Raw genomic sequence first — 26493 nt, forward strand, 5'->3', positions numbered from 1 at the left:
TCCTCTTTAAGGGAAACGCAGGGTACAGAGGGTTAACAGGTGGGTTTCCCCACCTGCGAGGTCAGTTAATGGAAAATGCCCGTGGCCTGCGCATGCTGAATCAGATGCGCTTTGTCATGGGCCGGGTTCAGCGCCAGTAAGTTCCCCAACAGGCGTTTGCAGGCCGCGAGGTCGCCCAGCCCTGCATAGCCCAGCGCCTCAATGAACAGGCAATGCTGCTGGTGCTGATGACCCGCTGGCGTATCCAGTACCACCAGATCCGGGAGCGAAACTGCAAAGAAATCCGCTTCGGGCAGGTCGTCGCGATGGGCCTGCACCCACGCCAGAAATCCCTGGAAGTGGCGCTCCGCCGCGGCGGGATCGCCCAACTGGCGCAGCGCTATCCCCTGCCAGAACAGATAGTCCGCCGGCTGATCGTTGTAGTAGCGTCCGGCATCGAGAGTGGAGCCGCCTTGTGCCGCCCGGGCAAAACAGCGTTGCGCGTCGGCATGTGCGCCACTTTGCGCATGGCAGTACCCCAGCAGATACCAGATATCGTTATCGGTTTGCCCCGGCAGACGCCCCTCCCCCAGATTGTGCGGATAGTGCAATGCCGCCTGCAGCAGAGCCATCGCCTCCTGGAATTCCCCGCGGCTTATGTGCTGCAGGGCACGATGCTGCTGGTTCAGCAGATACTGCCCGGTCACTTTGCCTTCACCCCCTTCCCACGGATGGAATTGCCGCTCCTGAAGTACCTGCGCCGCAGCATCGTAGCGCCCGGAACCGTTCCACAGACTCAGGAGCTCTGCGGTGAGGTCATCGCGCTTCAGCGCCACGCGCTCCCGCTCGGTGAGCATGGCGAGGCGTTTCGCCACCGGCTGCCCGGTGAGCTTATTGAGATAATCAAGCTCAAACAGGAAACGCGGATTTTCCGGCTCCAGGGCCACGGCGCGCTGCAGACACTGCTCCGCCAGCGCCAGGTTGTGCTGTTTATTCCAGGCGTAAATCCCAAGCAGGCGGTGGGTAGGGGCAAACTCCGGCTCTTGTGCCAGCGTGGTCTGCCAGCATTTCACCGCATCGTCATAGCGGCGTTTGCTGTACCAAAAGCACCCCAGCAGATAGCAGGCATACGGGTCGTCGTGCAGGGTTTGCAGCATCTGCACTTCATCAAGAGCATTCGGGAAACGCACCCGGTTGGCCTCGCAGCGCCGCGCCGCGGCAATATAGCGGGCACGGGTAGCAGGATCGTCGCTTAAGGCGGCCCGCCACAGCTGGGGCAACGTCTCCTGGCTATCGAGCAGATCCAGCATCTCCCGGGCGGCGTCACGCATGCCCATCGAGATTAACCATCCCGCCAGCAGGCAGGCATTGGCCCCGCGACGACCGGTTACCTGCAGCAGCTGGTCACGGGCAGCATCGTCCCGGCTGATTGCCCAGCGGGCATAGTGCAGGGCATAGCTCAGAGGATGGGTTTGCAGACAGCGCTGAATGTAGTCCAGCGCTGCACCTTCGCCCTGAACCTCTTCCAGCGCGAGGGCTTTCAGCCCCATCGCCAGGTTGTTGCTGGCGTTGACGCTAAGGCTGATATCAACTTTTTCCAGCGCGTCGGCACAGTTGCCGCGTTTCATCGCCAGCCGCGCCAGGGATAAGAAAGCCGCATCACGGCAGTTTCCGCTCCACGAGGCTTTGTAGTAGTGATCCCATGCGGCGTCGTCCTGCCCCTGCCGCTCCAGCGCCGTCGCCAGCAGTTGGCTGGCTTCGCCGTCGCGGGGGTTTTTATTCAGACGATGGGCGCGAACCAGCGCGGCTTCGGCGCAGCGTTGCGCCAGCGTCCAGTCGGCACGGTTGAGCGCCAGCGTGCCCAGCGCGACGTTATTACGATAGTCGTTAGCATCCAGCGCCAGCGCCCGGCGATAGTAATCTTCCGCATAGCGGCTGGCATGGTTGTACTGCTCCAGATGCTGCCCGATAAAATAGAGCTCGTCGCTGTTGCTGATCTCTTCCGGCATGGCGGGCGCGGTGGCCGGATCCGGCAGCGGCGTCTCCTGCGGGATATGCTCCTGGTAGTGGAGCAGCGTGCGGCCCGAGGCCTCTTTCACCCTCAACGTTAAGCGCTGCGGCCAGGTATCCGGCAGCGCCTGCTGCCAGCTTTCGCCCGGCATCAGGGTCAGCTGCGTCTCCCAGACCGGTTTTTCGTCGGCGGTCAGCTCGAGCCGCACATCATGCAGCGGTGCGATGGCGTAGAGGCCGAGGTGAAGCTGCTGCTCACACCGTTCCAGCTTAAGCGCCAGCTGCGTGTTGGCGTTCTGCACCTGTCCCAGTTCGCTATAGGGCAGGAAGTTCTGCACGAAGATTTTCTCTTCATAGGGTGCAAGCCAGGTGAAATCGGGCTGGTTATCGGTAAACACCCCGGTCATCAGCTCGATATAGGGGCCGTTTTCATCGGTCAGATTGCGATCCCAGGCACGGCCAAAATCGTCATGACCCCAGGTCCACTGCTTTTTCCCCGGCGACACGTGGTGGTCGGCCACGTGCAGCAAGCCGCCGCGCTCGCCGTGATGGTATGCCCCGACGAAATCGTAGTCCGATTTTTCCGCCATGTAGGAGGTTGGCACCGGCACGTTTTTGTAGCGGGAGATATCCACGCCCGCCGAGTAATCGACTTTATAGTAGGTGCCGGTGGCAATCGGGAAGGCAGAGACGGCGCGCTTGCCATGGTCAAATACCGCCGTGACGTCCGGCGGGAAGACGCTCTGGTGATCGTCCCCGCCCTTCACCGCCGGATTTGCCCACCACAGGAAGTGGCGCGGCGTGGCGTTGCCGTTGAAGACTTTACCGGTGATCTCAATCAATGCCCGGTCAGGGTAAAGGGTAAACCCGGTCATCACCTGCAGGCCGCGCATCGGCTCGGCCTCGCCCAGCCAGACGGTTTGCGCCCCGTTATCCTGCTCCTGAATGGTGACGTCGACAGGCATAAAGGTGGTTGGGCGATGGTGCTGCGGCCAGTTAAACTCGATGCCGCCAGAGATCCACGGCCCCAGCAGCCCCACCAGCGCCGGTTTCACCACTTCGTTGTAGTAGACGAAATCACGCTGCTGGACTTTGTCATACGCGCGATGAATACGTCCCCCCAGCTCCGGCAGCAGCATAATGCGGATGAAGTCGTTTTCCATCCAGACGGCCTGGTAATCGCGGGTTTCGCGAACGCCGGTCAGGGTATCGGTCACGCCTTAGGGATAGACCGCGCCAGAGGAGCCCTGATAGACGCGCTTTTCCAGGAACATCGGGTTGGTATCTTCTGCGCCGGTGGTCCACGTCGGTAATGCTACGGTCTCCCGCCAGACCTTGACTGCTCCAGACATATTCACTCTCCAGTAAACAAATAACAGTAAAAAGCGATAAGATGGCAGTGTAGAGAGGAATTCAGCGCGCTGATTGCGTAATGCTCACGCAATATAATTAACGGAGTTTAGTGAATGCAGCTATCCGGTCTGAACAATCACAGGGTACGGCAGCATAACCGCCGCACGATCATGTCCCTGGTCTGGCGCTACAAGCGCCTGAGCAAATCCCAGCTGGCCCAGCACACCGGGCTCTCTATTCCGGCGGTAAGCAAGATCCTGGATGAGCTGGTGGCGGACAAAAAGCTGGGGCATTCCAGTGAAAACCTCAGCACCCGGGGAATGAACAGCGGCCATTATCAGATCCCCGATGAGGGGCCATTAATACTCTGCATGAATGTCAGCCCCACCAGCATTGAGAGCCAGCTGATCGACGCCCGCATGTCGCCGTTAGGCGAGTTTCGCTGGACTGACGTGAACGCACAGACGCCCGAAGCGTTGTTACAGGCCATTGAGAACCTGTGGCAGCAGCAGCGCAAACAGTGGCCGGGGCAGCGCATCAATCTGGCGCTGGGGATCCACGGCCAGGTCGATACGGCCACTGGGGTGTCGCAGATGATGCCCCAGGCGCCGTGGAAAAAACCGGTTGAGATTAAGTATCTGCTGGAAGAAAAACTGGGCATTACGGTGAAGGTGGATAACGACTGCGTGATGCTGGCGCTGGCGGAGAAGTGGCAAAACCCGGCCAACCGCGACGATTTTTGCGTGATTAATGTCGATTACGGTATCGGCTCCTCGTTCGTGATTAACGGCCAGGTCTATCGCGGGACGCTTAACGGCAGCGGGCAGATCGGCCACACCATTTTCGATCGCGACGGCGTGGCCTGCGCCTGCGGACGTTACGGCTGCCTGGAGACGGTCGCCTCCCTGTCGGCCCTTAAAAAACAGGCGCGTTTATGGCTGAAATCCCAGCCCGGCACCCTCGGGCTTGACCCGGATAGCCTCACCAGCCTGCAGCTGATTGAGGCCTGGCGTCAGGGGAACGCGCCAATTCAGCGCTGGGCTGACGAGGCCGCCAACGCCATCGGGCTGACGCTCTACAACCTGCTCAACATCCTTAATATCAACCAAATCTGGTTCTATGGCCGCAGCTGCGCCTTTGGCGAACGCTGGCTGCAGACCATCAATCGCCAGATTGGATTTACCCCCTTCGATCATGGCGATGCGGTGCGTAACCGGCAAACGGAAATCGCCTTTGGCGGCTTAACCCGGCAGCAGCAGATTATCGGCATTGGCTTTCTGTTCGTTGAGGACGCGCTGGCGGAAGGCTAGCGGAGAACATGCTGAAATGGGGGGAATTTAAATCATCCTGATGGCTGATTTATGGCGAAAAGCGGAATGGCGGGGCGGCAATTTGTGTATTAGCTTTAAGATAAATCCCACCCCAAACGAGCCTGCCATGAACACACTACGGTATTTCGATTTTGGTCAGTCCCGGGCGCTGATCCTGTTGATTGCCCGTCTCGCCCTTATCCTTCTGTTCATTATTTTCGGCGTGCCTAAAATGTTCGGTTTTGACGGCACGGTGCAGTATATGGTGAAGCTGGGCGCCCCGATGCCGATGCTGGCGGCCATTGTCGCGGTGATTATGGAAGTGCCCGCCGCCATTCTTATCGTGCTCGGCTTTTTTACCCGTCCACTGGCGGTGCTGTTTGTCTTTTATACGCTGGGAACGGCGTTGATTGGGCACCACTACTGGGATATGAGTGGCGATGCGGTGATGCCTAACATGATTAACTTCTTCAAGAACATCAGCATCGCTGGCGGATTCCTGCTGCTGGCGGTGGCCGGGCCGGGCGCTATCTCCATCGACCGGCGTTAGCCATAAAAAAAGGCCGCTTGCGCGGCCTTTTTGTTCTGCGAGGCAGACTTATGCGTAAACCGGGAAGCGGGCGCAGATTTCCAGCACTTTCGCTTTCACGCGTTCGATAACCGCTTCGTCGTTGATGTTGTCCAGCACGTCGCACATCCAGCCCGCCAGCTCTTTCACTTCCGCTTCTTTAAAGCCGCGGCGAGTGACAGCCGGAGAACCGATACGGATACCGGAGGTCACAAACGGGCTCTTCGGATCGTTTGGCACGCTGTTTTTGTTGACGGTGATGTTGGCACGGCCCAGGGCAGCGTCAGCTTCTTTACCGGTCAGGTTTTTATCAACCAGATCCAGCAGGAACAGGTGGTTTTCAGTCCCGCCGGAGACCACTTTGTAGCCACGGTTCAGGAAGACTTCCACCATCGCTTTGGCGTTCTTAGCAACCTGCTGCTGGTAAACCTTGAATTCAGGCTCCATCGCCTCTTTCAGCGCCACGGCTTTTGCCGCGATAACGTGCATCAGCGGGCCGCCCTGCGCGCTTGGGAAGACGGCAGAGTTCAGTTTTTTATACAGCTCTTCGTCGCCACCTTTCGCCAGGATCAGGCCGCCACGTGGACCCGCCAGGGTTTTGTGGGTGGTGGTGGTGACAACGTGGGCGTGTGGAACCGGGTTCGGGTAGACGCCTGCGGCGATCAGACCGGCAACGTGTGCCATATCGACAAACAGGTATGCGCCGATGCTGTCTGCGATTTCACGCATTTTTGCCCAGTCAACGACACCGGAGTAGGCAGAGAAGCCACCGATGATCATCTTCGGTTTGTGCTCTTTGGCCTGCTTCTCCATGTCGGCGTAGTCAATTTTACCGGACTCATCGATACCGTAAGGGATGATGTTGTACAGTTTGCCGGAGAAGTTAACCGGGGAGCCGTGAGTCAGGTGGCCGCCCTGCGCCAGGTTCATACCCAGAACGGTATCGCCCGGCTGCAGCAGTGCGGTATAGACCGCGAAGTTAGCCTGAGAGCCAGAGTGCGGCTGCACGTTAGCGTAATCAGCGCCAAACAGCTCTTTTGCGCGATCGATTGCCAGCTGTTCAACCACATCGACATACTCACAACCGCCGTAGTAGCGCTTGCCCGGGTAACCTTCAGCGTATTTGTTGGTCAGCTGAGAGCCCTGCGCCTGCATCACGCGCGGGCTGGTGTAGTTTTCGGAGGCGATCAGTTCGATGTGCTCTTCCTGACGTACTTTTTCCTGCTCCATAGCCTGCCACAGTTCGGCATCATAATCGGCAATGTTCATTTCACGCTTTAACATCCGCATCTCCTGACTCAGCTAACAAGTAAATTTTGGCCTGAAAAGGCAGTCCTGATGGACGACGGGCAACAGTATAACTGATTAGCAGAGTGATAACAGGTCTTGACAAAGGATTTTACGCAAACGTTTACCTACCCGCCACGCAAGGGTTTGAGGAATAGCGTCCTCGCCCTGCAAAAGGGAATTCTTTTCAGGTTTGTGATGCAGTTAATTCATGTTGCAAAGAACCATTTACAAAGCAGGGTTATTTTTTATAAGATGCATTCAAAATACACTATTAAAGTAACATTTGAAGGAAGCTGCTATGTTAGATGCCCAAACCATCGCTACCGTAAAAGCCACGATTCCCCTGCTGGTCGAAACGGGTCCTAAACTTACCGCCCATTTTTACGATCGTATGTTCACGCACAACCCGGAGCTCAAAGAGATTTTTAACATGAGCAACCAGCGTAACGGCGATCAGCGCGAAGCGTTATTCAACGCCATTGCCGCCTACGCCAGTAACATCGAGAACCTGCCGGCCCTGCTGCCAGCAGTGGAAAAAATCGCTCAGAAACATACCAGCTTCCAGATCAAACCTGAGCAGTACAACATTGTTGGCACCCACCTGCTGGCGACCCTGGACGAAATGTTCAGCCCGGGCCAGGAAGTGCTGGACGCCTGGGGCAAAGCCTACGGCGTGCTGGCGAACGTCTTTATCAACCGTGAAGCGCAGATCTACAGCGAAAACGCCAGTAAGACCGGCGGCTGGGAAGGTACCCGCGCCTTCCGTATCGTGGAAAAAACCCCGCGCAGCCAGCTTATCACCAGCTTTGAATTTGAACCCGTCGACGGCCAGCCGGTTGCCGATTACCAGCCGGGCCAGTACCTGGGCGTGTGGCTGAAGCCTGAAGGCTTCCCGCATCAGGAGATCCGCCAGTACTCCCTGACCCGTAAGCCAAACGGCAAAAGCTATCGCATTGCGGTAAAACGCGAGGAAGGCGGCCAGGTTTCAACATGGCTGCATAACGAAGCCCGCGTGGGTGATGTGGTGCATCTGGCCGCGCCTGCAGGCGATTTCTTTATGGCCGTTGAGAGCAATACCCCGGTGACGCTGATCTCCGCCGGTGTCGGCCAGACTCCGATGCTGGCGATGCTGGATACCCTGGCGAAAGCGCAGCATAAGGCACAGGTGAACTGGTTCCACGCCGCAGAGAATGGCGAAGTGCATGCGTTTTCTGATGAAGTGAAAAGCCTGGCTGCCGGCCTGCCGCACTTCACTGCCCATACCTGGTATCGCCTGCCGTCAGATGACGACCGTGCCGCTGCCCGCTTCGACAGCGAAGGCCTGATGGCGTTGAGCGAGCATAAAGAGCAGTTCCACGCCCCGGAGATGCAGTTCTACGTCTGTGGCCCGGTGGCCTTTATGCAGTATGCCGCCGCGCAGCTCCTGGAGCTGGGGGTGAATAAAGAGAACATTCACTACGAATGCTTCGGCCCGCATAAGGTGCTGTAATGCAAAAAGCCCCTCAGTAGAGGGGCTTTTTTTTGCCCGGCGGCGCTGCGCTTGCACGGGCCTACGGGTTTCCCAGGCCGGGTAAGCGCAGCGCCACCCGGCAAGGGTTTAAATCGCTGCGTCGTCTTCTTCGCCGGTACGGATACGGATCACGCGCGCCACGTCAAAGACGAAGATTTTGCCATCACCAATTTTGCCGGTCTGCGCGGTGCGGATAATGGTATCGACGCAGGTATCCACGATGTCATCCGACACCACGATTTCAATCTTCACCTTTGGCAGGAAATCGACCATGTATTCCGCGCCACGGTAGAGTTCGGTGTGGCCCTTCTGACGACCAAAGCCTTTCACCTCTGTCACCGTCATGCCGGTGATGCCTACTTCTGCCAGCGCTTCGCGTACATCATCCAGTTTGAAAGGTTTAATAATCGCATCAATCTTTTTCATGGTGGTCCTTAAACTTATGCCTGTCAGCTGCCTCGTAATCGGTTGCTCACAGTATCATATTCAGGCGGAATTTAGGGTATCACTCTTTAAAATCGTTTGCTTCCAGCTCATGGCGCGACAGCAGCTTATAAAACTCGGTGCGGTTGCGCCCGGCCATGCGCGCGGCATGGGTCACGTTGCCTTTGGTGATCTGCAGTAGCTTACGCAGATAGTTAAGCTCAAACTGGTTGCGTGCTTCAACGAAGGTCGGCAGGGCGGTGTTTTCGCCCTCCAGCGCCTGCTCCACCAGCGCATCGCTGATCACCGGCGAGGAGGTGAGCGCCACACACTGCTCAATCACGTTCACCAGCTGACGCACGTTACCGGGCCAGCTGGCGGTCATCAGCCGCTTCATGGCGTCGGTGGAGAAGGCCCGGACAAACGGCTTGTGCCGCTCGGCGGCCTGGCGCAGCAGTTGGGTGGCGAGCAGCGGAATATCTTCTGCCCGCTCCGCCAGCGCCGGGATCTTCAGGTTAACGACGTTGAGGCGATAGAAGAGATCTTCACGGAACTCGTTGCGCGCCATCGCCTTGGGCAGATCCCGGTGGGTGGCGGAGATGATGCGCACGTTGATGTCGATATCGCGGTTACTGCCGAGCGGTCTCACTTTGCGCTCCTGCAACACGCGCAGCAGTTTGACCTGCAAAGGCGCAGGCATATCGCCAATTTCATCGAGGAATAGCGTGCCGCCTTCCGCCGCCTGGAAGAGCCCTTCCCGGCTGCTGACCGCGCCGGTAAAGGCGCCGCGCGCATGTCCAAAGAGCTCGGACTCCAGCAGCTGTTCGGGCAGCGCCCCGCAGTTGATGGCGATAAAAGCGTTGTTGCCGCGCGGGCTGGCGTTGTGAATGGCCTGGGCGAGGATCTCTTTCCCGGTGCCGCTCTGGCCGTTAATCAGCACGCTGACATCGGACTGCGCTACCATCCGCGCCTGCTCCAGCAGACGCAGCATAATTGGGCTGCGGGTGACAATCGCCTCCCGCCAGGTGTCGTCGCCCGAAGGGGCGGCGTGCTCAAGCGCGTCATCGATGGCTTTGTAGAGCGCGTCTTTGTCCACCGGCTTGGTGAGGAAGCTAAAGACCCCTTGCTGGGTGGCGGCCACCGCATCCGGGATGGAGCCGTGGGCGGTAAGAATAATCACCGGCATGCCGGGCTGGAGCTTCTGGATCTCGGTGAAGAGCTGCATGCCGTCCATTTCGTCCATGCGTAGATCGCTTATCACCAGATCGATCTTCTCGCGACCCAACACTTTTAGCCCCTCCTGACCACTTTCGGCGGTCACGATGCTGTAACCCTCGCTCACCAGACGCATCCCCAGCAGCTTCAGCAAACCGGGATCGTCATCCACCAGCAAAAGATGCGCAGGTTTTCGGCTTGTCATGGCTTTACCTCCTCCTGTTTCGGGGCATCGCTTTTCGGCTCGGTCGCATCACCCTCGGTGCCGGCGGGCGACGCGGCACTCTTCGGCGCGTCCGGCAGATAGTTACTGACCGGCTTACGGGTGGAGAGCTGCCGTTCAATATCGGTCAGGTTTTCCAGCTTGCGGGTTGTGGTGTCCAGCTGCGCGCGCAGGTATTGCTGCTGCTGGCGCAGGGTATCCAGTTCACCGTCGGTCGTCTGCTGCAGCTTACCGTAGCGGAAACGCTCCTCCGCCAGCTGCAGTTGCAGCACCTGACCGTGTCGCCACAGCTGATAGAGCGGGCGTACCTGGGCCGGGATTTGCGGGCTCAGCGCATCCAGACGGGTAGTCAACTGGCGCCGCTCTACCGGGTTAATTTTGGCATTGGCCAGCAGGATCCCGCGTTTAAAACTCTCCTGCCAGGTATCATCGTCCCATCCCCTCGCCTCTGCACGCGCGGCGGCGGGTGAGAGGCGATCTGCGCAGTCCATGCCGCGCAGCCAGTAAAGCGGGTTGCTGTCGGTCTCCTGACCGTGCAGCTGCCAGATATTATTGCAGTCGGTAGACAGGAAGTCCGCCAGCTGATGCTCAGGCAATTTTTCACCCTGCTTGTCGCTGATGGCACTGGTCGGCGTACTGGTAACGCACCCGGCCAGCAGCAGGCAGGGAAGGCTCAGAAAGAGAGAGTGACCGGAAAATACCGCGTTAATGGCGCGGGAAAAGACATGTGACATACTCACCAGATTTAGATTCATTTTAGTAGTTTTTCCGACTCAAGCGGCAGTTCGATGCGAAAGCACACATCGATATGGTCGTCAGTGACAAGGTTAAGCTCTCCATGCATACGACGAATACAGTCGCGGGCGATACTCAGCCCCAGGCCGCTTCCCTTCACCGCCCCTTTTCGTTGATGACTCCCCTGATAAAAGGGTTCAAAGATCATCGTTTTTTCATCGTCGGGGATCGGGCTTCCGGTGTTGGCGACATCGATACAGACTCGCGAGCCGCGCGTAAAACTGCGAACATAAATGGTACCGGATTCAATACCATAGTGCACCGCATTGGAATAAAGATTATCCAGCACGCTCATCAGCAGCATCGGCTCGGCTAAACAGGCGGGTGTCGCCAGCGCCAGTTCAGTATGCATCATTTTAGCGCGTGCAGGCAGGCTGTGAGCAGACAGCACCATATCCACCAGCGGCGCGAGCTCTACGCGCTCAAGCTCCGGGATGCCGTCGGCCAGTTTACGGTTGTAGTCGAGCAGCTGTTCAATCAGCTTTTGCAGGTTACGGCTGCTGGCATCGAGGATCTCAACAATCTCTCTTTGCTCCGGGGTCAGCGGCCCGGCAACCTCATCGGCCAGCAGTTCGGTACCTTCACGCATGCTGGCGAGGGGCGTTTTCAGTTCATGGGAAATATGGCGTAAAAACTGGTGGCGTTGGGATTCGAGCCACGACAGCCGCTCCGACAGCCAGATGATACGTTGCCCGACCGAACGCAGCTCGCGCGGGCCGGTAAAGGCCACGGTATTGCCCAGCGAGCGCCCCTCCCCCAGCCGGTTGATCATCCGCTCAATGCCCTTAACCGGGCCGATGATCATCCGGGTGAAGAGCAGCACTAACAGCAGGCTGAGCAGAAAAAGGACCAGCGCCTGCCAGCCAAAGAACTGGCCGCGCTCGGCAATCTCCTGCTGGAGCTGTTGCCCGCGGGAGAAGATCACCGACCGGGTCGCCTGAACCATCTCGGTATTGGCATTCGCAAAGGCCTCCAGCCGCATAGCGGCCTGGGCATCAGGCCCGCTGTTAATGCACTGCAGCTGGGACAGAGCGTTAAGATCCTGGCGCAACGTCTGATAGAGCTTATCGTCGGGCAGTACACCGGCATGGGCGTCGAGCATATCGCTGTAGCGCTTACGCTGATCCTGGTAGACCCGCGCCAGCGTTCTGTCGTCGAGGACGCAATACTGCCGGTAGCTGCGCTCCATCTCCAGGGCAGCATTGGTCATCGCCTCGCTGCGGCGGGCATCAATCAGGGTGGTTCTGTTGGTGAGCGCCGCCTGCGCGCTAAGCGCGTTCAGGCTCTGCCACGCCTGCCAAGCCAGCACCAGCAAAGGCAGCAGGATCAGCAGGAAGGCCATCATGACTAACTGTCGTAAGGAGCGAGGGAAAACTGGCCAGCGTTTCAACGCATTACTCTCTGTCGCGAGGGGGTAAGGGGATGCTAGCCGGACATGCGTTCAGATACAACAAAGCCGGGTTAAAAACCCGGCTTTGTTGTGGAATGAGGCGGTGCCTAACTCGACGTTTCGCCCTGGGTCTGATAAAGCAACGCTATGATCAGTAGTTGGACGGCAGGCACCTTTTTGTGCGTCATTCGAAGTTTATGTAGCACGTCCCGAAGGGGCTGACATAAGAAGGTGAATGAGCCACTGGTTACTATTATGCAACAGATGTGCCAAAATGCAAATAAAAATATTAATATGTTGAAAAGTATGAACTTATAGGGTCTTCGAGATTCATTCAGCCCGTGATGATTTTCAGGCTATCTGTCGCTAATCGGCAACACCCTGACAGGATTCTTGTTACCCCTATAAAAATCAAAAACTTAAGTGTCGCTTTTTGGCGACACCGCAGAATGTGAGTTGTCGCACATTTGCGACACTGGGGAATTGCCGGGCGGCACTGCGTTTGCCCGGCCTACAAAATTTATCCGGCCTTTGGAGGCCCGGTAAGCGAAGCGCCACCGGGCACAACAACGATCTCTTAACCTAACTGCTTACGCGCGTTGCGGAAGATACGCATCCACGGGCTGTCCTCGCCCCAGTTTTCCGGGTGCCAGGAGTTGCTGACGGTGCGGAACACGCGCTCAGGGTGCGGCATCATCACCGTGACGCGACCGCTTTCGCTGGTCACCGCGGTGATCCCGTTGGCAGAGCCGTTCGGGTTTGCCGGATAGTTTTGCGTTACCTTGCCGAAGTTATCGACAAAGCGCAGCGCCACCAGACCTTTGCTCTCCAGCTCCGCCAGATGCGCGGCATCACGCAGTTCAACCTGCCCTTCACCGTGGGAGACAGCGATCGGCATCTGCGACCCCACCATTCCCTGCAGCAGCAGAGACGGGCTCTGGGTCACTTCCACCAGGCTGAAACGCGCTTCGAAGCGATCGGACTGGTTACGCACAAAGCGCGGCCAGGCTTCGCTGCCCGGGATCAGCTCACGCAGGTTCGACATCATCTGGCAGCCGTTACAGACGCCCAGCGCCAGGGTCTGTGGACGATGGAAGAAGGTTTCGAACTCATCGCGGACGCGTTCGTTGAAGAGGATGGATTTTGCCCAGCCCTCGCCCGCGCCCAGCACGTCACCGTAGGAGAAGCCGCCGCAAGCCACCAGCGCCTGGAAATCAGCCAGACCGGTGCGCCCTGCCAGCAGGTCGCTCATGTGAACGTCGATGGCATCGAAGCCTGCACGGTGGAAGGCGGCCGCCATCTCAACGTGGGAGTTGACACCCTGCTCGCGCAGGACAGCCACTTTTGGACGCGCACCCTTCGCAATGTACGGCGCGGCAATATCTTCATTGATGTCGAACGACAGCTTCACGTTCAGGCCCGGATCGTTGTCGTTGGCTTTCGCCTCGTGCTCCTGATCGGCGCACGCCGGGTTATCGCGCAGACGCTGCATCTGCCAGGTGGTTTCCGCCCACCACATACGCAGCGTGGAGCGGCTTTCGGCAAAGACCGTCTGGCCATTCGCGTCGATAACAAAACGATCGCCGCTCACCGCTTTACCCAGATAATGTACGCAGTCGCCGAGACCGTACTGCGCCAGCAGCGCTTCCACTGCCTCGCGATCGGCCGCACGCACCTGAATCACGGCGCCCAGCTCTTCGTTGAACAGCGCAGCCAGATTATCGTTACCCAGAGAGGCAATATTCACTTCCACGCCGCAGTGGCCGGTGAAGGCCATTTCCGCCAGGGTGACCAGCAGGCCGCCGTCGGAACGGTCGTGATAGGCCAGCAGTTTACGCTGCGCCACCAGCGCCTGAATGGCGTCGTAGAAGCCTTTTAGCTGCGCCACATCGCGCACGTCTGCCGCTTTGTCGCCCAGCTGGCGATAAACCTGCGCCAGTGCGGTGGCCCCCAGTGCGTTGTGACCTTTACCCAGGTCAATCAGCAGCAGGGCGTTGTCTTCGGTAGAGAGCTGTGGCGTGATGGTGTGACGCACGTCTTCCACGCGGGCAAACGCAGTGATCACCAACGACAGCGGCGAAGTCATCTCGCGCTGTTCGTTGCCTTCCTGCCAGCGGGTTTTCATCGACATGGAGTCTTTACCCACCGGAATGGTCAGGCCCAGCGCCGGGCAGAGCTCTTCACCCACCGCTTTCACCGCTTCGTACAGCCCGGCGTCTTCACCCGGGTGACCGGCTGCGGCCATCCAGTTGGCGGAGAGCTTGATGCGTTTGATGTCGCCAATCTGGGTGGCGGCAATGTTAGTCAGCGCTTCACCCACGGCCAGACGGGCAGAGGCGGCAAAGTCCAGCAGCGCCACCGGAGAGCGTTCGCCCAGCGCCATCGCTTCACCGTAGTAGCTGTCGAGGCTGGCGGTGGTGACCGCGCAGTTCGCCACCGGCACCTGCCACGGGCCCACCATCTGATCGCGGGCGACCATGCCGGTCACGGTACGGTCACCGATGGTGACAAGGAAGGTTTTCTCCGCCACCGCCGGCAGATGCAGAACGCGGTTAACCGCCTCGGCAACGGTCACACCCTGCAGGTCGAGGGCTTTACCGCTCGCTTTGCGGGATTCAACGTCGCGGGTCATCTTCGGCGTTTTACCCAGCAGCACGTCCAGCGGCAGATCGATCGGCTGGTTGTCGAAGTGAGTATCGCTTAAGGAGAGGTGCATCTCTTCGGTGGCCTCACCGATCACCGCATACGGGGCGCGCTCGCGGCGGCAGAGCTCGTCAAACAGCGGCAGCTGATCCGGGGCAACGGCCAGCACGTAGCGCTCCTGGGATTCGTTACACCAGATCTCCAGCGGGCTCATGCCGGGTTCATCACTCAGGATGTCGCGCAGGTTGAAGCGGCCCCCGCGGTTACCGTCGCTCACCAGCTCCGGCATGGCGTTGGAGAGACCACCCGCGCCCACGTCATGAATAAAGAGGATCGGGTTGGCGTCGCCCAGCTGCCAGCAGCGGTCGATCACCTCCTGGCAACGGCGCTCCATCTCCGGGTTGTCGCGCTGTACGGAAGCGAAGTCGAGATCCGCATCAGACTGGCCGGATGCCATAGAGGAGGCTGCCCCGCCGCCCAGACCGATATTCATCGCCGGGCCGCCCAGCACGATCAGCTTGGCACCCACGACGATCTCGCCCTTCTGCACGTGATCGGCGCGAATGTTGCCGATCCCGCCTGCCAGCATGATCGGCTTATGGTAGCCGCGCAGCTCTTCGCCGTTGTGGCTGTCCACTTTTTCTTCGTAGGTACGGAAGTAACCGTTCAGTGCCGGACGACCAAATTCGTTGTTAAACGCTGCGCCGCCCAGTGGGCCGTCGGTCATGATATCCAGCGCGGTAACAATACGCTCTGGTTTGCCAAAATCTTCTTCCCACGGCTGTTCAAAGCCCGGGATACGCAGGTTGGAGACGGAGAAACCCACCAGACCCGCTTTTGGTTTTGCCCCACGGCCGGTTGCGCCTTCGTCGCGGATTTCACCGCCGGAGCCGGTTGCAGCACCCGGCCACGGCGAGATCGCCGTCGGGTGGTTGTGGGTTTCGACCTTCATCAGGATATGCGCCGGCTCCTGATGGAAGTCATAGCGCCCCGCTTCGCGATCGGCGAAGAAGCGGCCCACCTCGGAACCTTCCATGACTGCGGCGTTGTCTTTATAGGCCGACAGCACATGATCAGGGGTTTGTTCGAAGGTGTTTTTGATCATTTTGAACAGCGACTTTGGCTGTTGCTCGCCGTCGATAACCCAGTCGGCGTTGAAAATCTTGTGGCGGCAGTGCTCTGAGTTGGCTTGCGCGAACATATAGAGTTCGATGTCGTTCGGGTTGCGGTTCAGCTTAATGAACGCGTCCTGCAGATAATCAATCTCATCTTCTGCCAGCGCCAGGCCTAAACGCAGGTTGGCGTCGATCAGCGCCTGACGGCCCTCACCCAGCAGGTCCACGCTCTGCACGGGCGCAGGCTGATGGTGAGAGAAAAGCTGCTGCGCGTCGTCGAGAGAAGCGAACACGCTCTCCATCATGCGATCGTGCAGCTCGGCTGCCACAACGGCCCACTGGGCGTCGGTCAGGGTGGAGGCTTCAACGTAATAGGCCACGCCGCGCTCCAGACGGTTAATCTGGCTCAGACCACAGTTGCGGGCGATGTCGGTTGCTTTAGAAGACCAGGGGGAGATGGTGCCAGGGCGAGGCGTAACCAGCAGAAGTTTACCGTTCGGGGTATGGCTGCTCAGGCTTGGGCCGTACTTCAGCAGGCGCTCAAGCCGGACTAAATCCTCTGACGTTAAGGGAGCATTCAGGTCAGCAAAATGGACATACTCAGCGTAAATATTGCTTACCGGAAGGTCGGCCGCCTGAAAACGTGCCAGCAGTTTGTTGATACGGAAGGCAGACAGTGCAGGCGAACCACGCAGAATTTCCATCATAAGTCTCTCGTCTTCGAAGCGCCGGAGGCGCTTACAGTGTGCGCAAGGGGGGAAAACGGGCGCCATTATAGTGGATCCTGTGCGCCGACGAAACCGTTTGCGTCGTAATAAAATCGTCGTCGTCATTTAACCATTGGTGTTGCCTTTCCCGCTAATAAGTTGCCAAGTGGCGTAACTTTACGCAAAATGCCGCGAAATCTTTGGTAATACTTGTTTTTACTGTGACGACTACAAACCAAAATAATACACAGCTCATAGAATCAACTTATTGAAAAAATTAAAGATTAATTATCTGTTCATCGGCATCGTGACCCTGCTGCTGGCAGCGGCCCTTTGGCCTTCAATCCCCTGGTTCGGTAAAGCCGAAAATCGCATCGCCGCCATTCAGGCGCGGGGGGAGCTGCGCGTCAGTACTGTGGCCTCTCCCCTCACCTACAGTGCGATCAACGATAAAGTCATTGGGCTGGATTACGAGCTGGCGCAGCATTTTGCTGACTATCTGGGCGTAAAGCTCAAGATTACGGTACGCCAGAACATCAGCCAGCTGTTTGACGACCTGGACAATGACAAGGCTGACATGCTGGCTGCTGGCCTGGTCTATAACAGCGAGCGCAGCAAAAACTATCAGCCAGGCCCAACCTACTACTCTGTCTCGCAGCAGCTGGTCTATCGCGTGGGCAGCCTGCGACCACGCACGCTTGCCGGGCTCACCGCCGAGCAGCTCACCGTTGCCCCGGGCCATGTCGTCATTGACGACCTTCGGGCGCTGAAAGAAAAAAAGTACCCTGAACTTAGCTGGAAGGTTGATAAGAAGCTCGGCACCACGGCACTGCTGGAGCAGGTGACGGACGGGAAATTGCCCTACACCATCGCCGACTCGGTTGCCATCAGCCTGTTCCAGCGCGTTCACCCGGAGCTGGCCGTGGCGCTGGACGTCACTGACGAGCAGCCTGTCACCTGGTTCAGCCCTCTCGACGCCGACCAGACGCTCTCCGCCGCCATGCTCGATTTCTTTAACAGAATGAATGAAGACGGTACGCTGGCGCGTCTGGAGGAGAAGTACCTCGGTCACGGGGATGGCTTCGACTATGTCGATACCCGCAGCTTCCTGCGGGCGGTGGATAATGTCCTGCCGACGCTGAAGCCGCTGTTTGTGAAGTATGCCCAGGAGATTGACTGGCGACTGCTGGCCGCCATCTCGTACCAGGAGTCTCACTGGGACGCGCTGGCCACCTCGCCAACGGGGGTACGCGGCCTGATGATGCTGACCAAAAACACTGCCCAGAGCCTGGGCCTGACCGATCGTACCGATGCTGAGCAGAGCATCAGCGGCGGCGCGCGCTACCTGCAGGCGATGATGGACAGAGTGCCGGAGAGCGTCCCGGAAGAGGAGCGGATCTGGTTTGCGCTGGCGGCCTATAACATGGGCTATGCCCATATGATCGATGCCCGCGCCCTGACCGCGAAAACCAAAGGCAACCCCGACAGCTGGTCTGATGTAAAACAGCGTCTGCCGCTACTGAGCCAGAAGCCGTATTACAGCAAGTTGACCTATGGCTACGCGCGCGGCCACGAGGCGTACGCCTACGTGGAAAATATCCGCAAATACCAGATAAGCCTGGTGGGGTATCTGATGGAGAAAGAGAAAGAGGCGCAGGCAGCCCAGCAGCTGGCCCAGGCCTATCCGGTGGTGGCACCGGATGAGCTTACTCACCCGATAACTTCAATTCTGCCTTTTGCTGCTTTTTCTGCTGACGCCGCATTCGAAAGAAGTCACTTAGCATCGCCGAACACGCTGGTGCCAGCACCTCTCCAATAACCTTGACCTGATGGTTCATGCCGGGGTGACTGAGCACGTCCAGCAGCGAACCTGCCGCACCGGTTTTTTCATCCCGCGCGCCATACACCACCGTACCGATCCGGCTGTGGATCATGGCGCCGGAGCACATGACGCAAGGTTCAAGAGTGACATACAGGGTGGTGTCCAGCAGGCGGTAGTTTTGCAGCACCAGCCCGCCCTGGCGCAGGGCCATAATTTCGGCATGGGCGGTGGGGTCGTGGCGACCAATCGGGCGATTCCAGCCTTCGCCGATCACCTGATTATTGTGTACCAGCACGGCACCGACCGGGACTTCGCCTTCATCCCAGGCACGTTGGGCAAGCTGGAGCGCATGGCGCATCCAGTATTCATGATTAAGTTCAGGGTCGGACAACGCAGCATACTCCAGTCTGAAAAGCGGGCGCATTATACACACCCGCTATGCATAATCACAAAATCATTCCAGTTGCTGAAGTTCGCCCAGCGGCGTGACGCGCCAGCGGTGCTGGCAGAAGTAGAGCAGCGGGTTATCCTGTTTGCTGTCGCTGTAGCCGCTGTAGAGCCGCAGCGGGGTGCCAATTTTCTTCTCCAGCTGTGCCACCTTCTCATGCCCAAGACAGCGCATGGTCAGCACCCAGCCGCCGTAGGCGCGGCCAATCTGGGTGGCGATCAGGTTAACGCGCGGCAACCAGGGGGTATCAAAATAGACCTGTTCCACCAGCGGCTGCGGCGAGCCGGTAATGAGCCAGATGTCGGCATCGTTGGCGTCCAGGTAGTTTGTCAGCCGATCCTGCACCACCGGAAAGGCGGTGACATGCTCGCGAAACCAGGTGACAAACTCTTTCTCCAGCTGTTTAAGCCGGGCTTCGCTGTGGCCGAAGGTACACCCCCACAGCAGCAGGCTCATCGGCCAGCGAGCGGCGCGCCCCTTCACCAGCAACACGCCGCCAATGATCGGCAGCAGAGGCAATACGAGCAGGGCATTCAGGGGCTGTCGGCGCAGTAAATAGCGCATAAACGTGCCGAACATATCCTGCTGATGCAGCGTTCCGTCCAGATCAAAAAAGACTACGCGACGCTCGTTATTTGCCAAACCTTACTCCTCTGGATCGTTAAACCCTAACAGCCAGGTAAACAGGAACCCGGCGATCACCGCTACCAAATAGCCTAACAGATAGAGCATGACTTTTCCGGTCACGATGGTTAATGCCAGCGGTAATCCGGAAATACCAAAGGTGATGACGGTCGCCACTTTCCAGTAACCGATCAGCGCCCCACCGACCGCGCCGCCCAGACAGGCCCCGATAAACGGCTTGCCGAGCGGGAGAGTGACACCAAAAATCAGCGGCTCGCCGATGCCCAGCAGCCCGACCGGCAGCGCCCCTTTGATCACCTTTTTCAGGCGTGCATTGCGGGTTTTCATCAGCACCGCGATGGCCGCGCCGATCTGTCCGACCCCGGCCATTGCCAGGATAGGCAGCAGGGCGTTGTAGCCGTGCGCCTGCACCAGCTCAACGTGGATCGGGACCAGCCCCTGATGTAAACCGGTCAGCACCAGCGGCAGGAAGGTGCCCGACAGCACTGCCCCTACCAGGAATCCACCGCGATCGATAGCCCAGGAGGCACCGTGGGCGATGGACTCCGAGATCCAGCCTCCCAGCGGCTGCAGGGCGATGATGGCGATACTGCCGGTGATAAGCGTGGTCAGCAGCGGGTTGAGGATCAGCTCCAGGGAGCCTGGCAGGATATTACGCAGCTTTTTCTCAAGCCAGCACATCAGCACCACCACCAGCAGCACGGCGATAACCCCGCCGCGTCCCGGCTGCAGCGCTTCGCCGAACAGGGTGATCTGCGCCAGCTGCGGGCTGGAGAGAATGCCGGCCATCACCCCGCCTAATGCCTGCGAGCCGCCAAACACTTTGGCGGTATTCACCCCCACCAGAATGTGCATGATGGCAAAGACCGCACTGCCGAAAATGCCGAGGATCCCGAGCAGGTTTGGATATTGGGTCGCAAAATCCCCGACCATGTCCGGGCGTTTCAGGATATTGATAATGCCGGTGATAAGCCCTGAAGCAATAAAGGCTGGAATGAGCGGAATAAAGACATTTGCCAGCATGCGTAGCGCATCGCTCATCGGGGCTTTATATTTGGCTTTTGCCTGCGCTTTGGTGCGCTCGGCATCATCAATCACCGCCCCGCCCATCAGGGAGCGCATGGCATCCACCACCTGCGCGGCCTTACCGGGCCCGACGATAAGCTGGTGCTGCTCCCCCTGCTTTACGTATCCGCTGACGCCAGGCAGTTTTTTCAGGGTGGCTGGATCGAGCTTGTCGTCATCCTGAACTTCCACCCTCACCCGCGTCATACAGTTTTCCAGACGCCGTATATTTTTTTCCCCGCCGATCCCCGCAAGAATACCGCTGGCGAGCGCTACTGTTTTTTCCATGTACGCCTCTTTAGTTTTCTAATGCCGCACGTAAGAATCCCTGATGCGCGTCAAGCCTGGCGCGCGCCGCAGCGGCATCCAGCCCGCTTAAAATCATCAGAATGGCCGGTTTGACGTCATACTCGGTCTGCTGCAGTACCTTTTCCGCCTCTTCGCGGGAGGCGCCGGTGGCTTCGACCACCATGCGGCACGCCCGATCAATAAGCTTCACGTTGGTCGCTTTCATGTCCACCATCAGGTTCTGGTAGACCTTACCGAACTTCACCATTGCCCCGGTGGAGATCATATTCAGCACCAGCTTTTGCGCCGTGCCGGATTTCAGGCGGGTGGAGCCGGTCAGCGCTTCCGGGCCGACAACCGGCGAGATGGCGATCGTCGCCACCTGGGCAATGGGTGAGCCTGGATTGCAGGAGATGGCCACGGTAGTGCAGCCGGTCTGGTTCGCATACTCCAGCCCGCCAATCACGTACGGCGTGCGCCCGGAGGCCGCCAGCCCGACCACCAGATCCTGCGCGGTCAGATTAAGTGCTTTGAGATCGTCTTCACCGAGCTGCTTGCTGTCCTCTGCCCCTTCCACCGCTTTCAGCAGTGCCCCCGGCCCACCGGCGATGAGGCCGATGACCAGGCCATGTGGTACGCCGAAGGTGGGTGGGCACTCTGAAGCATCCAGCACCCCCAGCCGTCCGCTGGTGCCTGCCCCCATATAGATAATGCGTCCCCCCGCTTTCAGCGCGTCTGCCGCGGCATCCACCGCTTTAGCTACCTCGGGCAATGTTTCTTTCACTGCCTGCGCGACCAGCGTATCCTGTTGGTTGAAGCGATGAACAAGGTCAAGCGTGGAGAGTGCATCCAGGTCGAGGGTTTGTGGGTTGCGTGATTCTGATACCAGTGAGCCGAGATTCATTTTTTTGTGCCTCAAGAATTTTTAATTCATAATAAGCGCATTATCATGGAATATAAAATTCATTCAGGCGAGCAGAATTCGCAATTGCTGCAGTCATCACATTTCGCCAGGAGTCCCTATGAACTGTCTAATTCGCATCCGCCAGCGATACGCGGGTTTTGCCCAGAGCGATAAAAAGCTGGCGGATTTTTTACTCTCGCAGCCCGATCGTGCCCGCCATTTAAGCTCCCAGCAGCTTGCCAGCGAGGCGGGCGTGAGCCAGTCAAGCGTGGTAAAATTCGCGCAAAAGATTGGTTTCAAAGGTTTTCCCGCCCTGAAACTGGCGCTCAGCGAGGCGCTGGCCAGCAACCCGAATCCGCAATCCATGCCGGTTCATAACCAGATCCGCGGCGACGATCCGATGCGCCTGGTCGGGGAAAAGCTCATCAAAGAGAACGTGGCGGCGATGCACGCCACGCTGGACGTCAATAGCGAAGAGAAGCTGCTGGAGAGCGTGGCCATGCTGCGGGCGGCAAGACGGGTGATCCTTACCGGCATCGGCGCCTCGGGGCTGGTGGCGCGTAACTTCGGCTGGAAACTGAATAAAATCGGCGTGATTGCCATTGTCGAACAGGACATGCATGCCCTGCTGGCTACCGTACAGGCGATGGAGCCTGACGATCTGCTGTTGGCCCTCTCCTATTCCGGCGAACGCCGCGAGATTAATCTGGCCGCCGATGAAGTGCTGCGCGTGGGGGGCAAAATTCTGGCGATCACCGGCTTTACTCCCAATGCCCTGCAGCAGCGGGCCACGCGCTGTCTGTATACCATTGCTGAAGAGCAGGCCACCCGCAGCGCGGCGATCTCGTCCACCAGCGCGCAGATGATGCTGACCGATCTGCTGTTTATGGCGCTGGTTCAGCAAGATCTGGAGCATGCCCCGGAACGTATTCGCCATAGCGAGGCATTGGTAAAAAAACTGGTTTGAACAGACAATGAGCGTATAATGCCCGCCCTGTTTGTGTTGTTTCTGAGAATTTCCTGATGGCGCTGTTAATCACCAAAAAATGCATCAATTGCGATATGTGCGAACCCGAATGCCCTAACCAGGCAATTTCAATGGGAGAGAGCATTTACGAGATTAACAGCGACCGCTGCACCGAGTGCGTGGGTCATTATGAGACGCCAACCTGCCAGAAGGTGTGCCCGATCCCCAATACTATCCTGAAAGATCCGGCACATCCTGAATCGGAAGAGCAGCTGTGGGACAAGTTCGTTCTGATGCACCACGCCGATAAGATTTAACTTTCGATAATCACCGTGGCGCAGGCGTAATGGCGCTCATCCGCCAGCGTCACGTGCATGTGCGCCACGCCCAGCTTTTCGGCCAGATTTAGCGCCTCGCCCCACAGCCTGAGGCGCGGTTTGCCCAGCTCATCGTTAAAGACTTCGAACTGATTGAACGCCAGACCGTTGCGGATCCCCGTCCCGAAGGCTTTTGCCGCCGCCTCCTTCACTGCAAAACGTTTGGCAAGAAAACGCACCGGTTGCTGGTGCGCTTCCCAGATGGCCCACTCGTTATCGCTGAGCACCCGGCGGGCAAGGCGATCGCCGCTGCGGGCAATCACCGCCTCGATACGGGCGATCTCAACGATATCCGTGCCTAAGCCGAGGATAGCCATTACTTGCGGGCTTCCAGCATCAGGCGCTTCATCTCTGACACCGCTTCTTTCAGACCGCTCATCACCGCGCGCCCGATAATCGCATGGCCGATGTTCAGCTCGTGCATCTCCGGGATCGCCGCAATGGCCTTAACGTTATGATAGGTCAGACCGTGACCGGCATTGACCTTCAGGCCCAGACCCGCCGCGTAGGTTGCCGCTTTGGCGATGCGATCGAGCTCTTTCGCCTGGGTCGCTTCGTCTTCGGCATCGGCGTAGCAGCCGGTGTGGATCTCAATAAACGGCGCGCCAACGTCGGCGGCGGCTTTGATCTGCGCTTCATCGGCATCGATAAACAGGGATACTAAAATCCCGGCATCGGCCAGACGTTTGCAGGCGTCACGCATCTTATCCAGCTGACCGGCCACATCCAGGCCGCCTTCGGTGGTCACTTCCTGGCGCTTCTCCGGCACCAGGCAGCAGAAGTGCGGTTTGGTCTCAACGGCAATTGCCAGCATCTCTTCGGTGACGGCCATCTCCAGATTCATGCGGGTGTCCAGGGTCTGGCGCAGGATACGCACATCGCGGTCGGTAATATGGCGACGGTCCTCGCGCAGATGCACGGTAATGCCGTCGGCACCCGCCTGCTCGGCGATAAAGGCCGCCTGGACCGGGTCAGGATAGGCGGTTCCGCGCGCATTGCGCAGCGTGGCAATATGGTCAATGTTGACGCCTAACAGTAATTCAGCCATGACAATCCTCGGTTTCTCGTTGTTCATTTACGCTTTGGCATAAACTGCCTGAATAATTCGCGGCTCTTTAAGGGCTTGCCACCAAGATACGGCTTGAGCGCAATACGGGTAAAGCGTTTTGCCGCCCGCAGAGTGCTGGCGTCCGGAAATTCGCGTTCCGCCAGCGCCCGCAGATCCCGCCCGGTAAAGGTACTGTTGTCGATAACCACGCTGGCGATAAAGCCCTTCTCCTCACGATAGCGGTAGGTCATGGTGTCCTCTACCGGCTCGCCGCTGCCCGCACAGTGCAGAAAATCGACCCCATACCCCAGGTGCCCAAGCAACGCCAGCTCAAAGCGGCGCAGCGTCGGTTCCGGCGAACCGGTGGTACCCGCCAGGGCCTGAAGACAGTGCAGATAATCGAAAAAGAGTTCAGAGAAGCGGGTCTCATGTTCAAGCACGCGCGTAATAAGCTCGTTAACATACAGACCGCTGTAGAGCGTAATACCAGAGAGAGGGAGCGCCAGAGAGACGGCTTCGGCACTGCGCAGGGTTTTCACTTCCCCACGTCCGCTAAAGCGTACCAGCAGCGGTGTGAAGGGCTGCAAAGCACCCTTCAGGTTAGAACGTTTGGAACGTGCGCCTTTGGCAACAAGGCGCACGCGGCCTGACTCTTCCGTGAAGACGTCCAGCATCAGGCTGGTTTCGCTCCAGGGACGACTGTGAAGGACAAAGGCTCTTTGCCATCCATCCACGTTTTAGTGGCTTATACGTCGTCGCCGTAACCAAGACTGCGCAGCGCGCGCTCGTCATCGGCCCAGCCAGATTTCACTTTCACCCACAGCTCCAGGTGAACCGGCGCTTCAAACATCTCCTGCATGTCCTTACGGGCTTCAATACCGATGGTTTTAATCTTGGCGCCTTTGTTGCCAATAACCATCTTCTTCTGCCCTTCGCGCTCAACGAGGATCAGCCCGTTGATGTCATACCCGCCGCGCTCGTTGGTCTGGAAACGTTCGATTTCAACGGTGACAGAGTACGGCAGTTCCGCGCCGAGGAAACGCATCAGCTTCTCACGGATGATTTCAGAGGCCATAAAGCGCTGAGAACGGTCAGTGATGTACTCTTCCGGGAAGTGATGAATCGCTTCCGGCAGATGCTTGCGCACGATGCCCGCGATGGTGTCGACGTTCAGACCGGTCTCGGCAGAGAGCGGGACGATATCGAGGAAGTTCATCTGACTACCCAGCCACTGCAGATGCGGCAGCAGATCGGCTTTTTCCTGCACGTTGTCCACTTTGTTGACCGCGAGGATCACCGGCGTTTTGCCGTCACGCAGTTTGTTCAGCACCATCTCGTCGTCCGGGGTCCAGCGGGTACCTTCGACAACGAAAATCACCAGCTCAACGTCGCCGATAGAGCTGCTCGCCGCCTTGTTCATCAGACGGTTAATGGCGCGCTTCTCTTCCATATGCAGACCGGGGGTATCGACATAAATCGCCTGATATGCCCCTTCGGTATGGATACCGACAATGCGGTGACGCGTGGTCTGCGCCTTGCGGGAGGTAATAGAGATCTTTTGCCCCAGCAGATTATTCAGCAGGGTTGATTTGCCTACGTTCGGACGTCCAACGATGGCAATAAATCCACAATAACTTTTTTCTTCGCTCATTCCAGCTCCAGCATTTTCAGCGCCTGTTCGGCGGCAGCCTGTTCCGCCTTACGACGGCTTGAACCTGTGCCAACCACCGGTTCACTCAGGCCACTGACCTGGCAATGGATGGTAAACTCCTGATCGTGTGCTTCGCCACGAACCTGCACCACCAGATAAGATGGCAGCGGCAGATGGCGACCCTGCAAATACTCCTGCAAACGGGTTTTTGGATCTTTCTGTTTATCACCCGGGCTGATCTCATCCAGACGCGTCTGATACCAGTTAAGGATCAGCTGCTCCACCGTCTGGATATCGCTGTCGAGGAAAACACCACCGATTAACGCTTCGACCGTATCCGCGAGAATAGATTCACGACGGAAGCCGCCGCTTTTCAGTTCGCCAGGCCCGAGTCGCAGGCATTCACCCAGTTCAAATTCACGGGCAATTTCGGCAAGCGTATTGCCACGTACCAGCGTTGCACGCATGCGGCTCATATCCCCTTCATCCACACGCGGGAAACGGTGATAAAGCGCATTCGCAATAACAAAACTTAAAATGGAGTCGCCCAGAAATTCGAGTCGCTCATTGTGTTTGCTGCTGGCACTGCGATGGGTTAATGCCTGTTGCAACAACTCCTGATGCTGAAAAGTGTAGCCCAGCTTCCGTTGAAGCCGATTAATTACGATGGGGTTCATGCGATACCAATAGAATAAATGCGTCAAAAATGCAGCACACGAAACCGTCCTGAGAAAGCCAACGCGGTTT

The 26493-nt window shown here is 58.2% G+C and carries 21 protein-coding genes and 1 pseudogene; 6 read left to right on the forward strand and 16 right to left on the reverse strand.

Annotated features, from left to right (window positions below; genetic code table 11):
- Nucleotides 1-65: 65 nt before the first annotated feature.
- A pseudogene (locus C3406_RS20245) lies at nt 66-3341 on the reverse strand (DUF5107 domain-containing protein).
- A gap of 114 nt (nt 3342-3455) precedes the next feature.
- On the opposite strand from C3406_RS20245, the gene C3406_RS20250 reads away from it, so the two are divergent.
- Nucleotides 3456-4652, forward strand: coding sequence for an ROK family protein (locus C3406_RS20250; RefSeq protein WP_103824608.1), 1197 nt, complete (start codon nt 3456-3458; stop codon nt 4650-4652).
- 127 nt (nt 4653-4779) lie between these two features.
- Nucleotides 4780-5202 carry a DoxX family protein gene (locus C3406_RS20255; protein ID WP_103180736.1) on the forward strand — a complete coding sequence of 141 codons (423 nt, stop codon included), beginning with the start codon at nt 4780-4782 and terminating at the stop codon, nt 5200-5202.
- Between the two features lie 48 nt (nt 5203-5250).
- On the opposite strand, the gene glyA is transcribed toward C3406_RS20255, so the two are convergent.
- A complete protein-coding gene (glyA, locus tag C3406_RS20260) occupies nt 5251-6504 on the reverse strand; it encodes a serine hydroxymethyltransferase (RefSeq protein ID WP_103180737.1) in 1254 nt (417 codons plus the stop codon).
- Nucleotides 6505-6808: 304 nt separating this feature from the next.
- Here glyA and hmpA point away from each other — a divergent pair, with 304 nt between their 5' ends.
- The gene (gene hmpA / locus C3406_RS20270; protein ID WP_103824607.1) at nt 6809-7999 is read left to right on the forward strand and encodes an NO-inducible flavohemoprotein; all 1191 of its coding nucleotides are present in this window, start codon (nt 6809-6811) and stop codon (nt 7997-7999) included.
- A 108-nt stretch (nt 8000-8107) separates the two neighbouring features.
- Here the strand turns inward: hmpA and glnB are convergent, their stop codons facing one another.
- From glnB to purL, 5 genes are all read right to left on the reverse strand, one after another.
- The gene (glnB, locus tag C3406_RS20275; RefSeq protein WP_003860685.1) at nt 8108-8446 is read right to left on the reverse strand and encodes a nitrogen regulatory protein P-II; all 339 of its coding nucleotides are present in this window, start codon (nt 8444-8446) and stop codon (nt 8108-8110) included.
- 79 nt (nt 8447-8525) lie between these two features.
- Nucleotides 8526-9863 carry a two-component system response regulator GlrR gene (gene glrR / locus C3406_RS20280; RefSeq protein ID WP_103824606.1) on the reverse strand — a complete coding sequence of 446 codons (1338 nt, stop codon included), beginning with the start codon at nt 9861-9863 and terminating at the stop codon, nt 8526-8528.
- Nucleotides 9860-10636 carry a two-component system QseEF-associated lipoprotein QseG gene (qseG, locus tag C3406_RS20285; RefSeq protein WP_103824605.1) on the reverse strand — a complete coding sequence of 259 codons (777 nt, stop codon included), beginning with the start codon at nt 10634-10636 and terminating at the stop codon, nt 9860-9862. Before qseG ends, glrR begins: the two co-directional genes overlap by 4 nt.
- On the reverse strand, nt 10633-12066 hold the full coding sequence (gene qseE / locus C3406_RS20290; protein WP_103824604.1) for a two component system sensor histidine kinase QseE/GlrK: 1434 nt from the start codon (nt 12064-12066) through the stop codon (nt 10633-10635). Before qseE ends, qseG begins: the two co-directional genes overlap by 4 nt.
- 577 nt (nt 12067-12643) lie before the next feature.
- The gene (gene purL, locus C3406_RS20295; protein ID WP_103824603.1) at nt 12644-16531 is read right to left on the reverse strand and encodes a phosphoribosylformylglycinamidine synthase; all 3888 of its coding nucleotides are present in this window, start codon (nt 16529-16531) and stop codon (nt 12644-12646) included.
- A gap of 268 nt (nt 16532-16799) precedes the next feature.
- Here purL and mltF point away from each other — a divergent pair, with 268 nt between their 5' ends.
- A complete protein-coding gene (gene mltF, locus C3406_RS20305) occupies nt 16800-18350 on the forward strand; it encodes a membrane-bound lytic murein transglycosylase MltF (protein ID WP_103824602.1) in 1551 nt (516 codons plus the stop codon).
- Here mltF and tadA read toward each other — a convergent pair.
- The 4 genes from tadA to murQ are packed head-to-tail and all read right to left on the reverse strand — an operon-like array spanning nt 18238 to nt 21703.
- A complete protein-coding gene (tadA, locus tag C3406_RS20310) occupies nt 18238-18777 on the reverse strand; it encodes a tRNA adenosine(34) deaminase TadA (RefSeq protein ID WP_103824601.1) in 540 nt (179 codons plus the stop codon). The genes mltF and tadA overlap by 113 nt on opposite strands.
- Before the next feature lie 30 nt (nt 18778-18807).
- A complete protein-coding gene (gene yfhb / locus C3406_RS20315; RefSeq protein WP_103824600.1) occupies nt 18808-19443 on the reverse strand; it encodes a phosphatidylglycerophosphatase C in 636 nt (211 codons plus the stop codon).
- Between the two features lie 3 nt (nt 19444-19446).
- Nucleotides 19447-20799 carry a PTS transporter subunit EIIC gene (locus tag C3406_RS20320; protein ID WP_103824599.1) on the reverse strand — a complete coding sequence of 451 codons (1353 nt, stop codon included), beginning with the start codon at nt 20797-20799 and terminating at the stop codon, nt 19447-19449.
- Nucleotides 20800-20809: 10 nt separating this feature from the next.
- The gene (murQ, locus tag C3406_RS20325) at nt 20810-21703 is read right to left on the reverse strand and encodes an N-acetylmuramic acid 6-phosphate etherase (RefSeq protein ID WP_103824598.1); all 894 of its coding nucleotides are present in this window, start codon (nt 21701-21703) and stop codon (nt 20810-20812) included.
- Between the two features lie 118 nt (nt 21704-21821).
- On the opposite strand from murQ, the gene C3406_RS20330 reads away from it, so the two are divergent.
- The gene (locus C3406_RS20330) at nt 21822-22670 is read left to right on the forward strand and encodes a MurR/RpiR family transcriptional regulator (protein ID WP_103824597.1); all 849 of its coding nucleotides are present in this window, start codon (nt 21822-21824) and stop codon (nt 22668-22670) included.
- A 56-nt stretch (nt 22671-22726) separates the two neighbouring features.
- On the forward strand, nt 22727-22987 hold the full coding sequence (locus C3406_RS20335) for a YfhL family 4Fe-4S dicluster ferredoxin (RefSeq protein ID WP_103824596.1): 261 nt from the start codon (nt 22727-22729) through the stop codon (nt 22985-22987).
- Here C3406_RS20335 and acpS read toward each other — a convergent pair.
- The 5 genes from acpS to rnc are packed head-to-tail and all read right to left on the reverse strand — an operon-like array spanning nt 22984 to nt 26423.
- The gene (gene acpS, locus C3406_RS20340; protein ID WP_103824595.1) at nt 22984-23364 is read right to left on the reverse strand and encodes a holo-ACP synthase; all 381 of its coding nucleotides are present in this window, start codon (nt 23362-23364) and stop codon (nt 22984-22986) included. The two genes, C3406_RS20335 and acpS, sit on opposite strands and share 4 nt — an antisense overlap.
- Complete coding sequence (pdxJ, locus tag C3406_RS20345; RefSeq protein ID WP_103181123.1) at nt 23364-24095, reverse strand: pyridoxine 5'-phosphate synthase; 732 nt, start codon at nt 24093-24095, stop codon at nt 23364-23366. The genes acpS and pdxJ overlap by 1 nt, the downstream gene beginning before the upstream one ends.
- A gap of 23 nt (nt 24096-24118) precedes the next feature.
- Nucleotides 24119-24829 carry a DNA repair protein RecO gene (gene recO / locus C3406_RS20350; RefSeq protein WP_103824594.1) on the reverse strand — a complete coding sequence of 237 codons (711 nt, stop codon included), beginning with the start codon at nt 24827-24829 and terminating at the stop codon, nt 24119-24121.
- Between the two features lie 11 nt (nt 24830-24840).
- Nucleotides 24841-25746 (reverse strand): GTPase Era, encoded by a 906-nt coding sequence (era, locus tag C3406_RS20355; protein ID WP_103180752.1) that lies wholly within the window; start codon nt 25744-25746, stop codon nt 24841-24843.
- Nucleotides 25743-26423 (reverse strand): ribonuclease III, encoded by a 681-nt coding sequence (gene rnc, locus C3406_RS20360; protein ID WP_103180753.1) that lies wholly within the window; start codon nt 26421-26423, stop codon nt 25743-25745. Before rnc ends, era begins: the two co-directional genes overlap by 4 nt.
- Nucleotides 26424-26493: the final 70 nt, after the last annotated feature.

It is taken from the genome of Leclercia sp. LSNIH8, assembly GCF_002920195.1.
Lineage (GTDB): Bacteria > Pseudomonadota > Gammaproteobacteria > Enterobacterales > Enterobacteriaceae > Enterobacter.